This window comes from Halogeometricum sp. S1BR25-6 (genome assembly GCF_031624495.1).
Taxonomy (GTDB): domain Archaea; phylum Halobacteriota; class Halobacteria; order Halobacteriales; family Haloferacaceae; genus Halogeometricum; species Halogeometricum salsisoli.
This window is the reverse complement of the sequence record NZ_JAMQOP010000001.1, coordinates 1,116,152-1,129,982: the sequence shown is the minus strand read 5'-3', so window position 1 is coordinate 1,129,982 and position 13,831 is coordinate 1,116,152. Positions and strand designations below refer to the sequence as shown.

17 protein-coding genes are annotated in these 13,831 nt (G+C 69.3%); 3 read left to right on the top strand and 14 right to left on the bottom strand.

The features are described from left to right. From NDI76_RS05895 to dapA, 8 genes are read right to left on the bottom strand one after another with little or no spacing between them, the layout of a single operon-like run. A complete protein-coding gene (locus NDI76_RS05895) occupies positions 1 to 639 on the bottom strand; it encodes a class I SAM-dependent methyltransferase (protein WP_310923077.1) in 639 nt (212 codons plus the stop codon). Further along, a complete protein-coding gene (locus NDI76_RS05890) occupies positions 623 to 1,315 on the bottom strand; it encodes an RNase P subunit p30 family protein (protein ID WP_310923076.1) in 693 nt (230 codons plus the stop codon). The genes NDI76_RS05895 and NDI76_RS05890 overlap by 17 nt, the downstream gene beginning before the upstream one ends. A gap of 55 nt (positions 1,316 to 1,370) precedes the next feature. Further along, on the bottom strand, positions 1,371 to 2,519 hold the full coding sequence (locus NDI76_RS05885) for a M20 family metallopeptidase (RefSeq protein ID WP_310923075.1): 1,149 nt from the start codon (positions 2,517 to 2,519) through the stop codon (positions 1,371 to 1,373). Further along, complete coding sequence (gene dapF, locus NDI76_RS05880; RefSeq protein WP_310923074.1) at positions 2,520 to 3,440, bottom strand: diaminopimelate epimerase; 921 nt, start codon at positions 3,438 to 3,440, stop codon at positions 2,520 to 2,522. After that, positions 3,437 to 4,732 carry a diaminopimelate decarboxylase gene (gene lysA / locus NDI76_RS05875; protein ID WP_310923073.1) on the bottom strand — a complete coding sequence of 432 codons (1,296 nt, stop codon included), beginning with the start codon at positions 4,730 to 4,732 and terminating at the stop codon, positions 3,437 to 3,439. Before lysA ends, dapF begins: the two co-directional genes overlap by 4 nt. Continuing rightward, positions 4,729 to 5,574 (bottom strand): 2,3,4,5-tetrahydropyridine-2,6-dicarboxylate N-succinyltransferase, encoded by an 846-nt coding sequence (locus NDI76_RS05870; RefSeq protein WP_310923072.1) that lies wholly within the window; start codon positions 5,572 to 5,574, stop codon positions 4,729 to 4,731. Before NDI76_RS05870 ends, lysA begins: the two co-directional genes overlap by 4 nt. After that, positions 5,571 to 6,350, bottom strand: coding sequence for a 4-hydroxy-tetrahydrodipicolinate reductase (gene dapB / locus NDI76_RS05865; RefSeq protein ID WP_310923071.1), 780 nt, complete (start codon positions 6,348 to 6,350; stop codon positions 5,571 to 5,573). Before dapB ends, NDI76_RS05870 begins: the two co-directional genes overlap by 4 nt. Next, positions 6,351 to 7,274, bottom strand: coding sequence for a 4-hydroxy-tetrahydrodipicolinate synthase (dapA, locus tag NDI76_RS05860; RefSeq protein ID WP_310923070.1), 924 nt, complete (start codon positions 7,272 to 7,274; stop codon positions 6,351 to 6,353). It lies immediately after the preceding gene. Positions 7,275 to 7,634: 360 nt separating this feature from the next. On the opposite strand from dapA, the gene NDI76_RS05855 reads away from it, so the two are divergent. Next, positions 7,635 to 8,132: a LabA-like NYN domain-containing protein gene (locus NDI76_RS05855; RefSeq protein ID WP_310923069.1), complete on the top strand. Its 498-nt coding sequence runs from the start codon at positions 7,635 to 7,637 to the stop codon at positions 8,130 to 8,132. 6 nt (positions 8,133 to 8,138) lie between these two features. Here the strand turns inward: NDI76_RS05855 and NDI76_RS05850 are convergent, their stop codons facing one another. Then, positions 8,139 to 9,191, bottom strand: a complete 1,053-nt coding sequence (locus tag NDI76_RS05850; RefSeq protein WP_310923068.1) for a DUF7847 domain-containing protein — start codon at positions 9,189 to 9,191, stop codon at positions 8,139 to 8,141. 114 nt (positions 9,192 to 9,305) lie between these two features. After that, a complete protein-coding gene (locus NDI76_RS05845) occupies positions 9,306 to 9,485 on the bottom strand; it encodes a hypothetical protein (RefSeq protein WP_310923067.1) in 180 nt (59 codons plus the stop codon). A 120-nt stretch (positions 9,486 to 9,605) separates the two neighbouring features. On the opposite strand from NDI76_RS05845, the gene NDI76_RS05840 reads away from it, so the two are divergent. Together NDI76_RS05840 and NDI76_RS05835 are read left to right on the top strand one after the other, a co-directional pair. Next, complete coding sequence (locus NDI76_RS05840) at positions 9,606 to 10,109, top strand: PUA domain-containing protein (RefSeq protein WP_310923066.1); 504 nt, start codon at positions 9,606 to 9,608, stop codon at positions 10,107 to 10,109. Between the two features lie 72 nt (positions 10,110 to 10,181). Next, positions 10,182 to 10,829 carry a DUF7344 domain-containing protein gene (locus tag NDI76_RS05835; RefSeq protein WP_310923065.1) on the top strand — a complete coding sequence of 216 codons (648 nt, stop codon included), beginning with the start codon at positions 10,182 to 10,184 and terminating at the stop codon, positions 10,827 to 10,829. 110 nt (positions 10,830 to 10,939) lie between these two features. Here NDI76_RS05835 and NDI76_RS05830 read toward each other — a convergent pair whose 3' ends face one another. The 4 genes from NDI76_RS05830 to NDI76_RS05815 form a co-directional block, all read right to left on the bottom strand. Further along, positions 10,940 to 11,947, bottom strand: coding sequence for a presenilin family intramembrane aspartyl protease PSH (locus tag NDI76_RS05830; RefSeq protein WP_310923064.1), 1,008 nt, complete (start codon positions 11,945 to 11,947; stop codon positions 10,940 to 10,942). Positions 11,948 to 12,008: 61 nt separating this feature from the next. Beyond that, entirely contained in the window at positions 12,009 to 12,236 is a 228-nt protein-coding gene (locus NDI76_RS05825; protein ID WP_310923063.1) for an H/ACA ribonucleoprotein complex subunit GAR1, read from the bottom strand. A 5-nt stretch (positions 12,237 to 12,241) separates the two neighbouring features. Further along, on the bottom strand, positions 12,242 to 12,523 hold the full coding sequence (gene srp19, locus NDI76_RS05820) for a signal recognition particle subunit SRP19 (RefSeq protein ID WP_310923062.1): 282 nt from the start codon (positions 12,521 to 12,523) through the stop codon (positions 12,242 to 12,244). Positions 12,524 to 12,673: 150 nt separating this feature from the next. Next, positions 12,674 to 13,822, bottom strand: a complete 1,149-nt coding sequence (locus tag NDI76_RS05815; protein WP_310923061.1) for a PGF-CTERM-anchored ABC transporter substrate-binding protein — start codon at positions 13,820 to 13,822, stop codon at positions 12,674 to 12,676. Positions 13,823 to 13,831 lie beyond the last annotated feature (9 nt).

Here is a 13,831-nt window from a genome sequence, read left to right as displayed (position 1 = left end):
TCATTCCTCGACGGGGACGCGGTCGCCCGCGTCGCCGAATCGCTCGGCCACGAGGACGCCGACCTGGTCGTGGACCCGTTCGACGGCGGTGAGGACGAACCCCTCGTCGGTGAGGGCGTCCGCGAGTTCTCCCACCGTCGCCGGGTCGTCGACCTCGGGGCTGTAGAAGGGCTCTTCGGGGTTCGGTTCGCCGAAGAACATCACGTCGCCGAGGACGAACCGGTCGGGGTCGAGGTCCGCGATGACCGCGATGGCCTCGCGTTTCTCCTCGTCGGAGAGGTGGTGCATCGCGAAGTTCGTGGTGACGATATCGACGTCGCCGTCGTAGTTCGGGTCGCGGAACCGTCCCTCGCCGAACTCGACGTTCTCGATGCCCATCTCCTCGGCCTTCTCTCTGGCCCGTTCGAGCATCCCCTCGCTGATGTCGCGGCCGACGACGCGTTTGGCGTTCGGCGCGAGGGCCAAGGCGATAGCCCCCGTCCCCGTCCCCAGGTCCAAGACGACGTCCTCGGCGGTCGGCGCGGCGTGTTCGATTACGAGATTCGCGCAGGCGCGGTACTCTTCGGAGTCCTGCGACTCGTCGTAGTCGTCGGCGATGGCGGAGAAACGGTCGGCGTGTTCCTCAATCGTCTTTCTCATATCGACCACGTTCGACGCCCGGGGCTATGAACGACTCGGACAGTCGCTCGCGGTTGCGGGCGGCGATTCGCCCCCACTCGGCCAACCCCTCGCGGACCCACTCGGCGCCGAGTCCGATTTCCTCGCCTACAGCCGCGAGTTCCCGCGGGGCGCGGAGTTCGAGGTGCGACCGGGCGTTCGCGCTGACGACGTACGGCGCGTCGTAGTGGTCGAGGATGCGCTTCAGTTTCCGCAGGTCGTCGAGGTGTTGGACGCGGTGCCCGCCGGTCGCCCGGAGGGCGGGTCCGAGGTCGAACTCGACGCGGACGCCGTTCCGTTTCGCGGCCTTCGCCAGCACGTGGTTGACGTCACCGTCGCCCGCGAACGGTCGGGAGAGCACGTCCACACGGTCCTGTTCGACGGCGAAGCGGTTCAACCGGTCGGTCCCGCCGCGGACGAGCACGACGGTTCGGTCCGGCCGGAAGTTCCCCACCGCGCCGCTGGCCTGTTCGGGGCCGTCGGCGACGATTTCGACCGCGTCGACCACGTCGCAGTCGGCCCCCTCCAGACACCCGTAGTCCGGTCGGACGTCGTCGGCGCGGACGACCACGCCGTCGTACCCCTGCTTCGCGGCCGTCGCCGCGAACCGCGCCGCGGTACTGTCGCCGTCGGGGTGGGCGTGGACCGCCTCGTACATACCCGACCCGACTCCGCCGACGGGTATGGCAGTTACGCTTCGGAAGGAGAGACTGCTACTCGGTACCGACGAGTTCGGCCGCCGCGTCGGTCACCGCCTCGGCGGCGCGCCGGACGTCCGCGACGCGCACGTACTCGCGGTCGGCGTGGGCCACCGCGCCCTCGTCGTCGGCGAGGACGCCGGGACCGAAGACGACGACGGGCGCCGGCGCGAAGTACGACGCCTCCGTCGCCGCCGCGAACGGCCGGATGGCTCCAGACCCGCCCGCGCGTTCGGACGCCGCGGCGAGCGTCGAAACCAGTTCGTGGCCCTCGTCGGTGGCGAACGCCTCCAAGAAGGGCGTCGAACGCTCGGTGAGGGCGAACTCGACGCCCACCTCGTCGGGGACGACGTCTCTCAGCGTCGATTCGAGCGACTCGCGGAACCCCTCGGCCGTCTCCGGCGGGACGCTCCGCCGGTCGAGGACCAGGCGGCACGCCGCGGGAACCTGATTGGTCGAGTCGCCGCCGTCGACCACCGTCGGCGTCAGCGTCGCGCCGCCCAACTGCGGGTGTTCCTCGCGGCCGTCGTCGAACGAGCGAATCGCCGCGAGTGCCTGCTCTAAGGCGAACACCGCGTTGACCCCGGAGTCGGGTTCGGCGGCGTGGGAGGCGACGCCCGAGAGCGTCAGCGTGCCCTGAAACCGCCCTTTGGCGGCGGTGCAGACGTCGAGCCCCGTGGGTTCGCCGACGAGGTACATGTCGGCTCCCAAATCGAGCGCCGCCGCACCCGTCGACAGCACCTCCTCGTCGGGCGTGACTGCGAGCGTCACGCGGGCGTTCGGAGCGGGGTCGACGGCGAAAAACGCTGCGAGGAGGGCTGCGAGCGGTCCCTTCGCGTCGCAGGAACCGCGGCCGCGGATTCGCTCGCCGTCCCGTTCGAACGGGACGTGCGGCGAGACGGTGTCGACGTGCGTGTTGAAGACGAGGTGCGTCTCGGGGTCGGGAGCGCCCTTCGAGGCGAGGGTGTTGCCCGCGTCGTCCACCGTCGCTTCGACGCCGTTCGATTCGAGCGTCTCGACGAGGAACGCGCGCATCTCTCCCACGTCCTCGTTCGAGGCGATGGGAACCGCGTCCTCCAGAAAGGCTATCGGGTCGAAGTCGTCGGTCGCGTCGGCCGTCGCTCCGTCGGTGTCCGCGTCGGCGATCGAATCGAACCCGACCATCTACCGCGAGCGGACGGCCACGTCGAGTTCGGTCTCGAACTCGTAGGCGGCGGGGCCGGCCAGCGTCGCCGGTCCGACGTCCGGGACGGTGATTTCGAGGTCGCCGCCCGGCGGCGAGACGATGACGGAGTCGTCGCCCTCGACGCGGCCGAGGCGCTTGGCCGCGGCGACGACGGCGACGGCGCCCGTGCCGCACGACCGCGTCTCGCCTTCGACGCCGCGCTCGAAGGTTCGCTGTCGGAACGTTCCGTCGTCGTTCTGCGAGGCGACGGTGACGTTCGCCCCCTGTGGGAAGGCGTCCGCGTGGCGGACGGCGGGCGCGACGGCGTCGAGATCTACCTCTGAAACGTCGTCGACGAACGCCACGGCGTGCGGGACGCCGGTGTTGACGGCGGTGACCGTCAGGCCCTCGATTTCGGCTTCGACCAGTTCCTCGTCGGCGGCGAGGGGGACGTCGCGGGGGTGAAAGGAGGGGACGCCCATTTCGATGGTTACCCGGTCGCCGTCGACGGTGGCGCGTCGGGTGCCGGCGGGCGTGTCTATCATCAGTTCGTCGCTGCCGGTGCGTTCGGCCGCCCACGCGGCGGCGCAACGCGCGCCGTTGCCGCACATCGCTGCGACGGAGCCGTCCGGTTGGACCAAGGTCATCACGACGCGCGGCGGGGAGTATCGGCCTTCGAGGGCGAGAAAGAGGACGCCGTCCGCGCCGCGTCGGCCCGCGCCGTCGTCGCCGTCGTCGGAGCCGATGTCGACGTCGGCGTCGACGTCGACGTCCACTCCTTCGACGCCGGACTCCCGGCTACAGTGCGTCTTCGCGAACGCCGGTCGGTCGGGGACCGACTCCTCGGCGTCGACGACGATGAAGTCGTTTCCGGTTCCGTGATACTTTGCGACTGGGATTCGCTCTTCGAGTACGCTCATTGTTCTAGCTCCGTGAGGTCAGTCAGGGTCTCGCGCCGTCGCACGAGGCGGGCCTTCCCGCCGTCGAGCGCGACTTCGGCCGGTCTCGGCCGCGAATTGTAGGTGCTCGCCATCTCGTATCCGTAGGCCCCCGCGTTTCCGACGGCGAGATACGCTCCCCGTCGGGGGTTCGCAAGGGACCTGTTCTCACACAGGACGTCGGCGGACTCACAGATAGGGCCCGCGACCGTGGCAGATATCGCCTCATCGTTGTCGTCAGATGATATGTTTCGGATCTCGTGGTAGGCGTCGTACATCGCCGGGCGGAGTAAGGTGGTCATCCCGGCGTCGACGCCGACGACGGTGGCGTCGGCCGCCTGCTTGACGGTGTTGACCCGCGCGAGGAGGACGCCGGCGTCCGCGACGACGTACCGGCCGGGTTCGACCGCGAGCGTCCCCGACACGTCGCCGAGTGCCTCGCGCGTCGCGTCGGCCACGCTCTCCAAGTCGAGGGGCGGTTCCTCCTCTCGGTACGGAACGCCGAATCCGCCGCCCACGTCGACGAACTCCAGGGGACCGACGCGCGATTCCACCTCGCGGGCGAGATTACCCATCCGCTCGACGAGTTCGCGGTGGTTCGAGAGGTCCTCGCCCGAGATGCCGCTCCCGGCGTGGGCGTGCAGGCCGACGAGTTCGAACTCGCCGGCGACGGACTCGGCGAGGTCGGCCACCTCGTCGTACGGGACGCCGAACTTCGCGTTCGCGCCCGTGCGGACCTTCTCGTGGTGACCCGCGCCGACGCCCGGATTCGCGCGAATGCAGAGGCGGCCGTCGAACCCGCGTTCGCGCAGGCGGTCGACGGTGTCGGCGGCGCCGACGGTGACGGTCAGCTCCGGGTGGTCGCGCCAGCGGTCGACGACGTGGTCCAAATCGCGGGCGGGCGGGTTCACCGCCGTGTACTGTATCTCGGCCCCCTCGTAGCCGGCGGCGAGGGCGCGTTCGACCTCGCCCGCGGAGGCGCACTCGGCCGCGAGGCCGGACTCGCGGACCGCTTCGAGCACCGCACGGCCCGTGTGGGCCTTCACCGCGTAACGAACCTCCGCGTCGGGGAACGCCTCGCGGAGGCGCGCGCAGTTCTGCCGAACGCGGTCGCGGTCCATCACGTACAGGGGCGTGCCGTACTCCTCGGCGAGGGCGACGAGTCCGTCGGCGTCCCACGCAGAGAGGCGCCGGACCGGCGGGTTCTCGGCGTCCGCCGTCCGGCCCGCGGTCCTGCCCGCGGTCCTGCCCGCGTCGCCCCCTTCGGCCGTCATTCCCGAAGCGCCTCCTCGCGCCGGGTGCTGTCGAGGGTGTCCTCCTCGATGTCGAGTGCGACGACGGCGGGCTTGTACGCGCCGCCCTCGAAGAGGTCGTGGTCGCCGAGTGAGGATTCGACGTAGCGCGTGAACGCGCGTCGGTCGGAGGGGAGATGGCCGTACAGCACCTCCTCTTCCACCAAGTCGTACACGGGGATGCGCGGCGACAACAGCGTGTTCTCGCCGACGACGGTGTTCTCGCCGACGTGGAACCCTGAGGTGACGCGACACCCCGCGCCGAGGGAGACGCCGTCCTCGACGATGACGGGGGCGTCCTCGACGGGTTCGAGCACGCCGCCGATCAGCGTGTTCGCGCCGAGTTTGACGTTCTTGCCGAGTTGCGCGCAGGAGCCGACGGTGTCGCAGGAGTCGACGAGGGTGCCGTCGTCGACGTGCGCGCCGACGTTGACGAACGAGGGCGACATCATGATGCAGTCGGAGCCGAGGTACGCGCCCCGGCGGATGGTCGTCCCGTCCGGCGTGTTCCGCGTCCCGCGCTGGCCGAGGTCGGTCGTCTGGCGCAGGGGGAGCACGTCGTAGTACCGCACGCCGCCGTACTCGCGGGCGGTCGTCTCCCGGAGGCCGAAGTTCAGCAGAATGCCGCGCTTGACCCACTCGTTGACCGTCCAGCCGTCCGGGCCGGACCCGCCCACGGGTTCGGCCGCGCGCTCCTCGCCCTGTTCGAGGGCGACGAGGAACGCGTCGAGCGTCGCCAGCGTCTCGGAGCCGGCGGTGTCCGCGGAGAGTTCGTCGTCTTGGTATCGCTGCCACAGGTCGTCGATTTCGGTCTGGATGCTCATGCGTCGAGTACCTCCTCGAAGTCGTATCGACCGGCCTCCCGGCCGGAGAGCCACACCGCGGCGTCGAGGGCGCCCGCGGCGAAGACGCCGCGCGAACCGGCGCGGTGCGTCAGGCTCAGCGTCTGGTGGTCGTCTGCGAGGAGCACCTCGTGTTCCCCGGTCACGCCCCCGGCGCGGCGGGCGTGGACGCCGATTTCGCCCTCGCTCCGGGGCTGGTCGCCCTCGCGGCCGTACACGCGTTCGGCGTCGCCGCGCGCGTCGTCGATGTCGTCCAAGAGCGTGTTCGCGGTGCCGGAGGGGGCGTCGCGCTTGCCGTTGTGGTGCGTCTCCGTCACCTCGATGTCGTAGCCGGGGAGGGCGTCGACGGCCTCCCCGACGGCCCGCCGGAGGGCGGCGATGCCGCGCGAGAAGTTCGTCGCGTGCAGGAGGGGGACCGACTCGGCGGCGTCGTCCAGGGCCGCTTGGCCGTCCTCGTCGAAGCCGGTGGTGCCGACGACGACGGCGACGCCCATCTCGGCGCAGGCGGTTGCGTAGTCGACGCTCGACTCGGGGCCGGTGAAGTCGACCAACACGTCGGGTTCGGTCTCGCCGAGGTGGCCGGACAGGTCGCCGGTCTCGCGCACGTCGACGCCCGCCACCGAGTCCGTCGGGGTCCGGTTGACGGCGAGGACCACCTCGACGTCGTCGCGGTTCCCGGCGACGTCGAGCAGTTCCCGTCCCATCCGGCCCGCGGCGCCCGTGACGGCGACGCGGACCGGTTCGCTATCCCCGCTCATCTACGCGCCCTCCGCGGTTTCGAGTCCCAGCGACGCCGCGCGGCTCTCTTCGAGGTCCGCGAGGATGGCCTCCAACTCCGCGCGCGGTTCCGCCGAGAGGTCCGTGAGGGGCGAGCGGAGTCCGCCCGACCCGTAGCCGCGAATCTCCATGGCGGCCTTCACCGGGATGGGGTTCGTCTCGGCGAACAGTTGACGGTTGAGCGGGCCGAGTTCGTGGTGGAGTTCGCGGGCGCGGGCGTAGTCGTCCGCGGCGGCCGCCTCGACCATCGCGACGGTCCGTTCGGGTTCGACGTTGGCGGTGACCGAGATGGTGCCGTCCCCGCCGACGGACATGACGGGGAGGGTGAGCGCGTCGTCGCCCGACAGCACCGAGAACTCCTCCTCGCGCGTCCGCTCGACGACCTCGGAAATCTGCCCGAGGTCGCCGCTGGCGGCCTTGTAGCCCGCGATGTTTTCGTGGCCGGCGAGCAGTTCGACGGTCGCCGGTTCGATGTTGCGCCCGGTGCGGGAGGGAACGTTGTAGACGATTTGGGGCACGTCGACGGCGTCGGCGATGGTGCGGTAGTGCTCGACGAACCCCGCTTGCTCGGGCTTGTTGTAGTACGGCGAGATGAGCAGCAGGCCGTCGGCGCCGACGTCGACGGAGCGCCGCGAGAGTTCGAGCGCCTCGCGGGTGGAGTTCGAGCCGGCACCCGCGATGATGGGCACGTCGACGGCCTCGACCACCGTCTCCACCACCTCGACGTGTTCGTCGTGGGTGAGCGTCGCGCTCTCCCCCGTGGAGCCGACGGGAACCAGTCCGTCCACGCCGGCGCGTTCGAGTCGTTCGGCGTTCTCGGCGAGCGTCTCGTGGTCGATGCGTTCGTCCGGGGCGAACGGCGTCGTCATCGCCGGGAACACCCCTGTCAGGTCGAAGTCTGTCATGTGCTGTGTGTCGTGTCTGCGAGTCGGTCGGTCACCTGCGCGCCGCGCCGGCCGGGGGTCGCCAGAGACGGGGTCGCCACTCCCGCCGAAGGCGTCAGGGCGCGCGTTTTTTCGGGTGCAAAAGAGCGCCACGCGTCGCTACCGGCCGGCGAGCGGCGGACGGGAACGGCGTGGTGTGCGTCACGTTCGACGGACGGCGCTACGCGAGCATATAGCTTACGTCGCTCGCAAGAACCGCCGTTCGCACGGGTCGGAGCGGGTCGGAATCCGTCGGCGGTTCCGACGCCTCGCGAGGGCGCGTCCGGGCGCGAACGGGCGCAGACACCCCCATTCATAAGGGACCACGACCGGGATTGTACTATGACCGATATCCACCCGGAACAACGCGTCGCCGTGTTAGCGGACGCACAGAACCTCTATCACTCCGCGCAGAGTCTCTACTCGCGAAACATCGACTACTCGTCGCTCTTGGACAAGAGCGTCGCCGGCCGGAGTCTGACCCGCGCCATCGCCTACGTCGTCCGCGCGGACTCGCCGGACGAGGAGACGTTCTTCGAGGCTCTCGTCGACATCGGCTTCGAGACGAAGATACGCGACATCAAGACGTTCGGCGACGGGTCGAAGAAGGCCGACTGGGACGTGGGGATGAGCCTCGACGCCGTGACGCTGGCAAACCACGTCGACACCGTCGTCCTCTGCACCGGCGACGGCGACTTCTCCCGCCTCTGCTCGCACCTCCGCCACGAGGGCGTGCGCGTGGAGGTCATCGCGTTCGAGGAGTCGACGGCCGACGAACTCGTCGAGGCGGCGGACAACTTCATCAACATGTCCGACCGACAGGACACGTTCCTGCTGTAGACGGGGTCAGAACCGGTCGTTCGACCGGTCGTCAGAGTGGTCATCGGTGCGGTCCTCCCCGAACCGGTCGTCGGCGCGGTCCCCGGCATCGTCCGCATCCGTCGCCCACCCGTCGTCCGTTTCGTTCGCTCTCTCAGTATTCCACCCGTCGTCGGCCGTCGCGTCGAGTTCGTCGGCGCCGACCGCGCCCGGCGCATCCGTCGTCGAGCCGGGGTCTTCGGGTCCGAGCGGCGGGACGTGGTCCTCGTAGAACGCCGTCGCGTACGTCTGCCGGAAGGTGAACACGAGCATCATCGACGCCAGCGAGATGAGGGCGATGAGGAGAATCTCCGCCGTGGAGAACTGGAACATCTCCATCCCCGTCGGCATCCCGCCGGGCCCGAAGCCAGGAGTGGCGCCGCCCTGCTGCATCTCCTGCATCTGACTCAGCGTCTGTATCTGCTGGTAGTAGATGGGACCGGCGGTGACGAGGGAGACGGCGGCGGTGACGAGGAACGTGAGGACGGTGTAGCCGAGCGTGCTGAGGAGGTTCTCGCGGACGAGTCGGAGGCTCACGCGGAAGCTGTCGATGGCGTCCGCGTCGTCAAGGGCGACGGCGACGGGGAAGAACTGGATGAAAAACTGGAGGACGAGCGCCCCGAGAAAGAACAGGAGGAGGGCGAGACCGGCCAGGAGGGGCACGCCGGCGACGAACCCGATGGCGGCGACGATGAGCGCGACGATGCCGGCGGCGATGGCGTACGCGATGTAGACACCTATCTGGACGAACTTGGCGATGAGCAGGGGGACGTACCGGTCCTTCCCGACGCGGGTGAGCGTCGACAGCGACGTGTCGCCGCCGGCCGTCGCCTCCGCGGCCATGCCGATGATGCCGGCGATGAGAAACGGCGTGACGAAGAACGTGAGCAGTTGGAGCGCCGACCCGGCGAGTTGCATCCCGGCCAGCGGCAGCACCGACTGCGGGAGCACGACCACGGCGTAGGCGAGGCCGGCGAGGAACAACACGGGACTGCTCGCGAGCGACCCGAACGCGGTTCGAAGCGACTGGAGAGCGGACATGCCCGGCGATTCGGAATACACCTTGTTAAAATCACATGTCTCCCGCGTCGGCGCCGTCGCTCGATTGGCTGGGGAACGACTCGCCTCGGAAGTCCGTGCTCGGGCGGTCCGCGCTCAGGCGGCCCGGCCGTCGATGCCGCCGAGGAGGCGGACGACGGCGAGGCCGAACGCGCAGACGGCGATTCCGACGAGGAGCGCCGAGACGCGGCCGTCGATGCCCGTCTCCAAGAAGAGGGCGCTGCTGGCCAACAGCAGCGAGGTTCCGAGCGCGACTTGCCGTACGTCCGTCGACATACTCGTCTCGGAGTACCGTCCGTTACTTATCCCTTTCCTCGTGAGCCGAGCGTGGTAGCAGTTCGCAACCGACCGCCGCGGACCGCGAGTGACTTCACGGACCGACCGAAAGGGGCGGGCATGAGCGACGACACCGACGGAAGTGGCGACGGTGGGGGCGGCGACGCGACGCTGTCAGACCTCCGGACCGTCGCCGACTACCAGTTCGGCGCAGGCGCGGGGCGGGCGCTGTTCCCCGACGACGACCTGACGGTCAAGCGGTCGACCAGCGGCCGGCCGCGACAGGTGCTCGGCGACGAGAGCCGCGTCGTCTCCTACGGGACGGACGGACGATTCACCCTCGGCGTCGAGGGCGGACGGCGCCTCGTTGAGCGGTTCCCGGCGCCGGCGAACCGCGTCGCCGTCGGCGACGAGAGCGAACCGTTCGTCCGCGACGGCAAGAACGCCTTCGCGAAGTTCGTCACGGGCGTCGACCCGGCGATTCGACCCGGCGACGAGGTGGCCGTCGTCTCCCCCGACGGCGACGTCCTCGGCGTCGGCCGCGCGGAACTCTCCGCCGACGCGATGGACGATTTCGAGTCCGGGATGGCCGTGTTCGTCCGGCACGGGGCGGGCGAGAGATAGCGCTGTCCGCAGTTGTCGATGGTCCGACGGTCGGAGGTCGCTCCGACGACGAGACCGAATAGAGGGGTGGCGTTGGAATCGGACACCGAGCGGTCTCGGAGCGACGACCCGCGTCTACCGAGTCCGGCCGACTACGGCGCGCACAGCTATCACCGAGAGGAGGCTCTCCGGGAGGGACTGCTTGTCTCCCCTTTAGAGAGTCGACACTTGGCGAAGATAGCGACGACGTGTCCGCCTATTGCGTCGATTAGGGTCCCCGCGAAGCCGAGTCGTGCCGCTGTTGTTACGTTCCGAGTGAAGTTTCCCCTTCTTTCCCGTGTAGCGGCGACTTCGACGTCAGAGACTACCATGACATCAATGAACGCCTCTGCCGTCGATACTGTGACGGTGTACAACCTCCTCAAGATGCCGCGCCGACGGCAGGTCCTCCACGTCCTGCTGCAGTGTGAGACACCAGTGAGCCTGGATACGGTAGCGAAGCGAGTCGAGGAACAAGAACATCTGCATCCCTCCGAGATGCCCCGGTTTCCCGAGATGCAGATTGCGAGAACGCTCCATCACTCGCACCTTCCCCGACTCGACGAGGCGGGCGTAATCGACTACGATGCGACCGAACAGGAGGTCGTATCGTTCAACAGCGAGCGGTTCGATGCGCTCCTCGCGTCCGGGAACCGGGTACTGGCCTCTCTTCGAGATGACCGGTTCGACACTGAACGATAAACCGCTATCGCGAGTGTCGGCCGCCGAAAGGTAACTTCGGAGCGGAGCGCGCGTTCAGAGCGGCTACGTCGAGCCGTCTTCCGAACGAGGAACCTCGAAACGAACCGCCGTCAGAGTCCCAGCGCCGTCAACAGCGGCACGCCCGAGAGCAGCGCACCCACCAGATAGCCGCCGATGGTGCCGCCGTTCAGGAGGGGGAGGCCGGCGTGAGCGCGTCCCTTCAGTACCAGCCACAGCAGCGCGAACAGGCCGACGAACGTTCCGATCATCGCCGTCAACGCGGGCAGCGTCAGCGCCGGGAGGAACCCGACGCCGAGCGACGGCGCCAGCGACCGCGGCAGGAAGAAGGCGCCGCTGGCGACCATCACGGTCGGCATCACGGCGTCGCCGAGACCGATGAAGAACGCGTCGCGCACGTCGTCGTCGGTCAGGTCCTCGTCGATGTCGGTGCCGGCGTCGCGGCCGCCGTCGGGGTTCGGGTCGGCGTCTCGGTCGGCCGTCGCGTCCGCTCCCTCGTGGACGTCGTTCGCGTCGCCGAAGTCGTCGTCGAGAAGCGAGTACGACAGCGTCGTCGGGATGACCAACACGACGGGGATGCGGAGGTCCATCACGCCCTCCGCGAGGTCCAGCATGTGCTTCGTGCCGTAGACGCTGACGGCGTCGTAGACGGCGAGGGCGACGAGGAGGACGACGGCGGGGAGGAGTCCGAAGCTGATGCCGAACAGGGCGGCCGCGCCGGCGCCCATGAGGACGCCCGCGGCGTCGATGACGTACCACTCGGGGTAGGCGACCAGGGCGGCGGAGACGCCGACCGCGGCGGCGACGGCGACGAGTCCGGGGAGGAACACCGAGAAGACGTACCACGAGAGCATCCCGCTGGTGACGACAACGAGCGCGCGGACCGCCCAGTCGAAGTCGTACTTGAACGCCGCGAGCATCACGCCGGTGGCGACGAGGATGGCGGCGAGGTAGGCGAGGCTGTTCGTCGGGTCCGTCGGGTCCTCGACGGTCTGGTAGCCCGCGTCGTAGAACGTGGGGACGAGCGCCAGCGCCCCCAACTGAACGAGGAGGAAGACGAGCGCGGCGAGACCGACCGCGAAGGCGACGCGTTTGCGCATGTCCGCCCGTTTCGCGTCGGGGGCTATGGGGATTGTGTTCTGTTCCGTCCCGCCTGCTGCGTCACCGCGCGTACAGTTTCGTTCCGACGAGCGTCGCGGGCGCGGCGCGGTCGCCGGTCGCCACGGCCACGTACGGCCGCTCGACCGGTCCGAACACGTCGACGACGCGGCCGACGGAGGAGAGCGACTCGTCGACGACTTCCCGGCCGATGTCGGGGTGTTCCGCGCCCTCGCAGCGCGCGATGGCGAGGTTCTGCGCCGTCCGTGAGACGGTGCCGACTCGTTGCATCGGTGTCAGTCCCGCAGGATGCCGACGTATGCGGCGACGGCCTGCACGAGGTCGTTCTTCGTCGAGTCCTCGGCGCCCTTGACGACGACGCGGCCGCGCGTCTCCCACTCTCTGGGGTGTCGCACGTCGCGTTCGATGACGGCGTCGTAGCCGATCTGCTGGACCGCCTCGGCTATCTCGTCTATCGTCGGTTCCACGACGGCGTCCTCGAGCGGCACGCGCCGGCCCGCGGACCGCGACTTCTCGGCGTCGAGGTAGCGGGGCCAGATGACGTTCTCCACAGCCATGGTCGAACGACCGCGACGCGCCCGTAATACGGTTGTGGTCCGCGATTCTCGTTCGATTCTGGTTTCGGTTCCCCGGACGCGGGCGTCGGCTTCGCTCGCCTCCGGCGGACGAACTCGCGGTGGAACGGAGCGAGCGGGGGCAAAGCGTCGTTACCGACGCGCCGCCAGCAGCGCCGCGCCGACGAGAGCGACGAGACCGGCGAGGACGCCGAACCCGGGCGAGTCCGCACCCGTCTCGGTTCCGGCTCCGGTTTCCGTCTCCGACTCCGGCGGCGTGTCGTCGACGACCACGGTGGTCGTCGTTTCGTCCGTCGTCGTCTCACCGGTCGCCGTCCCGTTCTCCGCCCCCATCTGCCGGTACTCCGCGTACGCGTCGGGGTGGACCGCCTGCATGATGGCCTCGGCGGCGTCGACGGAGCGCGGCGCGGGCTGTTGGAGGTAGTTCGTGTTCACGCGGATCACGTTGCCCTCCTGCAGCGCCGTCGTGCTGTTCCACGCCTCGTTCGACGGAACGGGCGACTCCTCGGGCGCGACGACGTACTCGGGGTTCATCGCCACGACCGTCTCGTCGTTTATCTGCGCGAAGCCGCTGATGTTCGCCTCCGCCGCGCCGTTGCGCAGGCCGCCGGTGGTCATCACGTCGCCGATGAACGTGTTCGACCCGGAGGTGTAGCCGTAGAAGTAGTTGAGACCGACCGGTTTCTCCTTGTCTTCGAGGACCGCGCGCATCTGGCTGACGGACTCGCGGACGTCGTCGGCCACCTCGCGGCCGGCCTCGCAGTTACCGGTGAGGCGGCCGATTTGCTCGGTCTTGTTCGCGACGTACGCGAGGGAAGTGCCCTCCCCGAACACGAACACGGGGACTCCCTGCGCGCGGAGTTGGTCGACGCGGTCCTTCGAGGCGCCGTAGGAGGAACTCGGGACGAGGACGAGGTCGGGGTTCGCCGCGAGCACTTTCTCGACGTTCGCGCCGTTGGCCCCCGAGACGTTCGCCTTCTCGGAGGCGCCGTCGAGGTAGGCGGCGTACTGGGAGACGCCGACGACTTCGTCGCGGGCGCCTATCTCCCACATCGTCTGCGCGGCGCTGGGGTTCAGCGTCACGATGCGGCCGGGGTCCGATTCGAGCGTCACTTCGGTGCCCGTCGCGTCCGTCGCCGAGTACGGGAACGAGCAGGCTTCGGCCTGTGTGGTCGTCGTCTGCTGTTCGACCGCGCTCGGGCCGACCGCCGCGGCGCCGGAGACGGGCGCGACGGCGGCGACGAGAAGGAGCGTTACGAGCGTAAGTGTTCTGAGTCGCATCTACTCCGG

Coding starts and splice junctions, on each gene's coding strand:
- NDI76_RS05895 (WP_310923077.1), bottom strand. CDS start 639: ATGAGAAAGACGATTGAGGAACACGCCGACCGTTTCTCCGCCATCGCC.
- NDI76_RS05890 (WP_310923076.1), bottom strand. CDS start 1,315: ATGTACGAGGCGGTCCACGCCCACCCCGACGGCGACAGTACCGCGGCG.
- NDI76_RS05885 (WP_310923075.1), bottom strand. CDS start 2,519: ATGGTCGGGTTCGATTCGATCGCCGACGCGGACACCGACGGAGCGACG.
- dapF (WP_310923074.1), bottom strand. CDS start 3,440: ATGAGCGTACTCGAAGAGCGAATCCCAGTCGCAAAGTATCACGGAACC.
- lysA (WP_310923073.1), bottom strand. CDS start 4,732: ATGACGGCCGAAGGGGGCGACGCGGGCAGGACCGCGGGCAGGACCGCG.
- NDI76_RS05870 (WP_310923072.1), bottom strand. CDS start 5,574: ATGAGCATCCAGACCGAAATCGACGACCTGTGGCAGCGATACCAAGAC.
- dapB (WP_310923071.1), bottom strand. CDS start 6,350: ATGAGCGGGGATAGCGAACCGGTCCGCGTCGCCGTCACGGGCGCCGCG.
- dapA (WP_310923070.1), bottom strand. CDS start 7,274: ATGACAGACTTCGACCTGACAGGGGTGTTCCCGGCGATGACGACGCCG.
- NDI76_RS05855 (WP_310923069.1), top strand. CDS start 7,635: ATGACCGATATCCACCCGGAACAACGCGTCGCCGTGTTAGCGGACGCA.
- NDI76_RS05850 (WP_310923068.1), bottom strand. CDS start 9,191: ATGTCCGCTCTCCAGTCGCTTCGAACCGCGTTCGGGTCGCTCGCGAGC.
- NDI76_RS05845 (WP_310923067.1), bottom strand. CDS start 9,485: ATGTCGACGGACGTACGGCAAGTCGCGCTCGGAACCTCGCTGCTGTTG.
- NDI76_RS05840 (WP_310923066.1), top strand. CDS start 9,606: ATGAGCGACGACACCGACGGAAGTGGCGACGGTGGGGGCGGCGACGCG.
- NDI76_RS05830 (WP_310923064.1), bottom strand. CDS start 11,947: ATGCGCAAACGCGTCGCCTTCGCGGTCGGTCTCGCCGCGCTCGTCTTC.
- NDI76_RS05825 (WP_310923063.1), bottom strand. CDS start 12,236: ATGCAACGAGTCGGCACCGTCTCACGGACGGCGCAGAACCTCGCCATC.
- srp19 (WP_310923062.1), bottom strand. CDS start 12,523: ATGGCTGTGGAGAACGTCATCTGGCCCCGCTACCTCGACGCCGAGAAG.
- NDI76_RS05815 (WP_310923061.1), bottom strand. CDS start 13,822: ATGCGACTCAGAACACTTACGCTCGTAACGCTCCTTCTCGTCGCCGCC.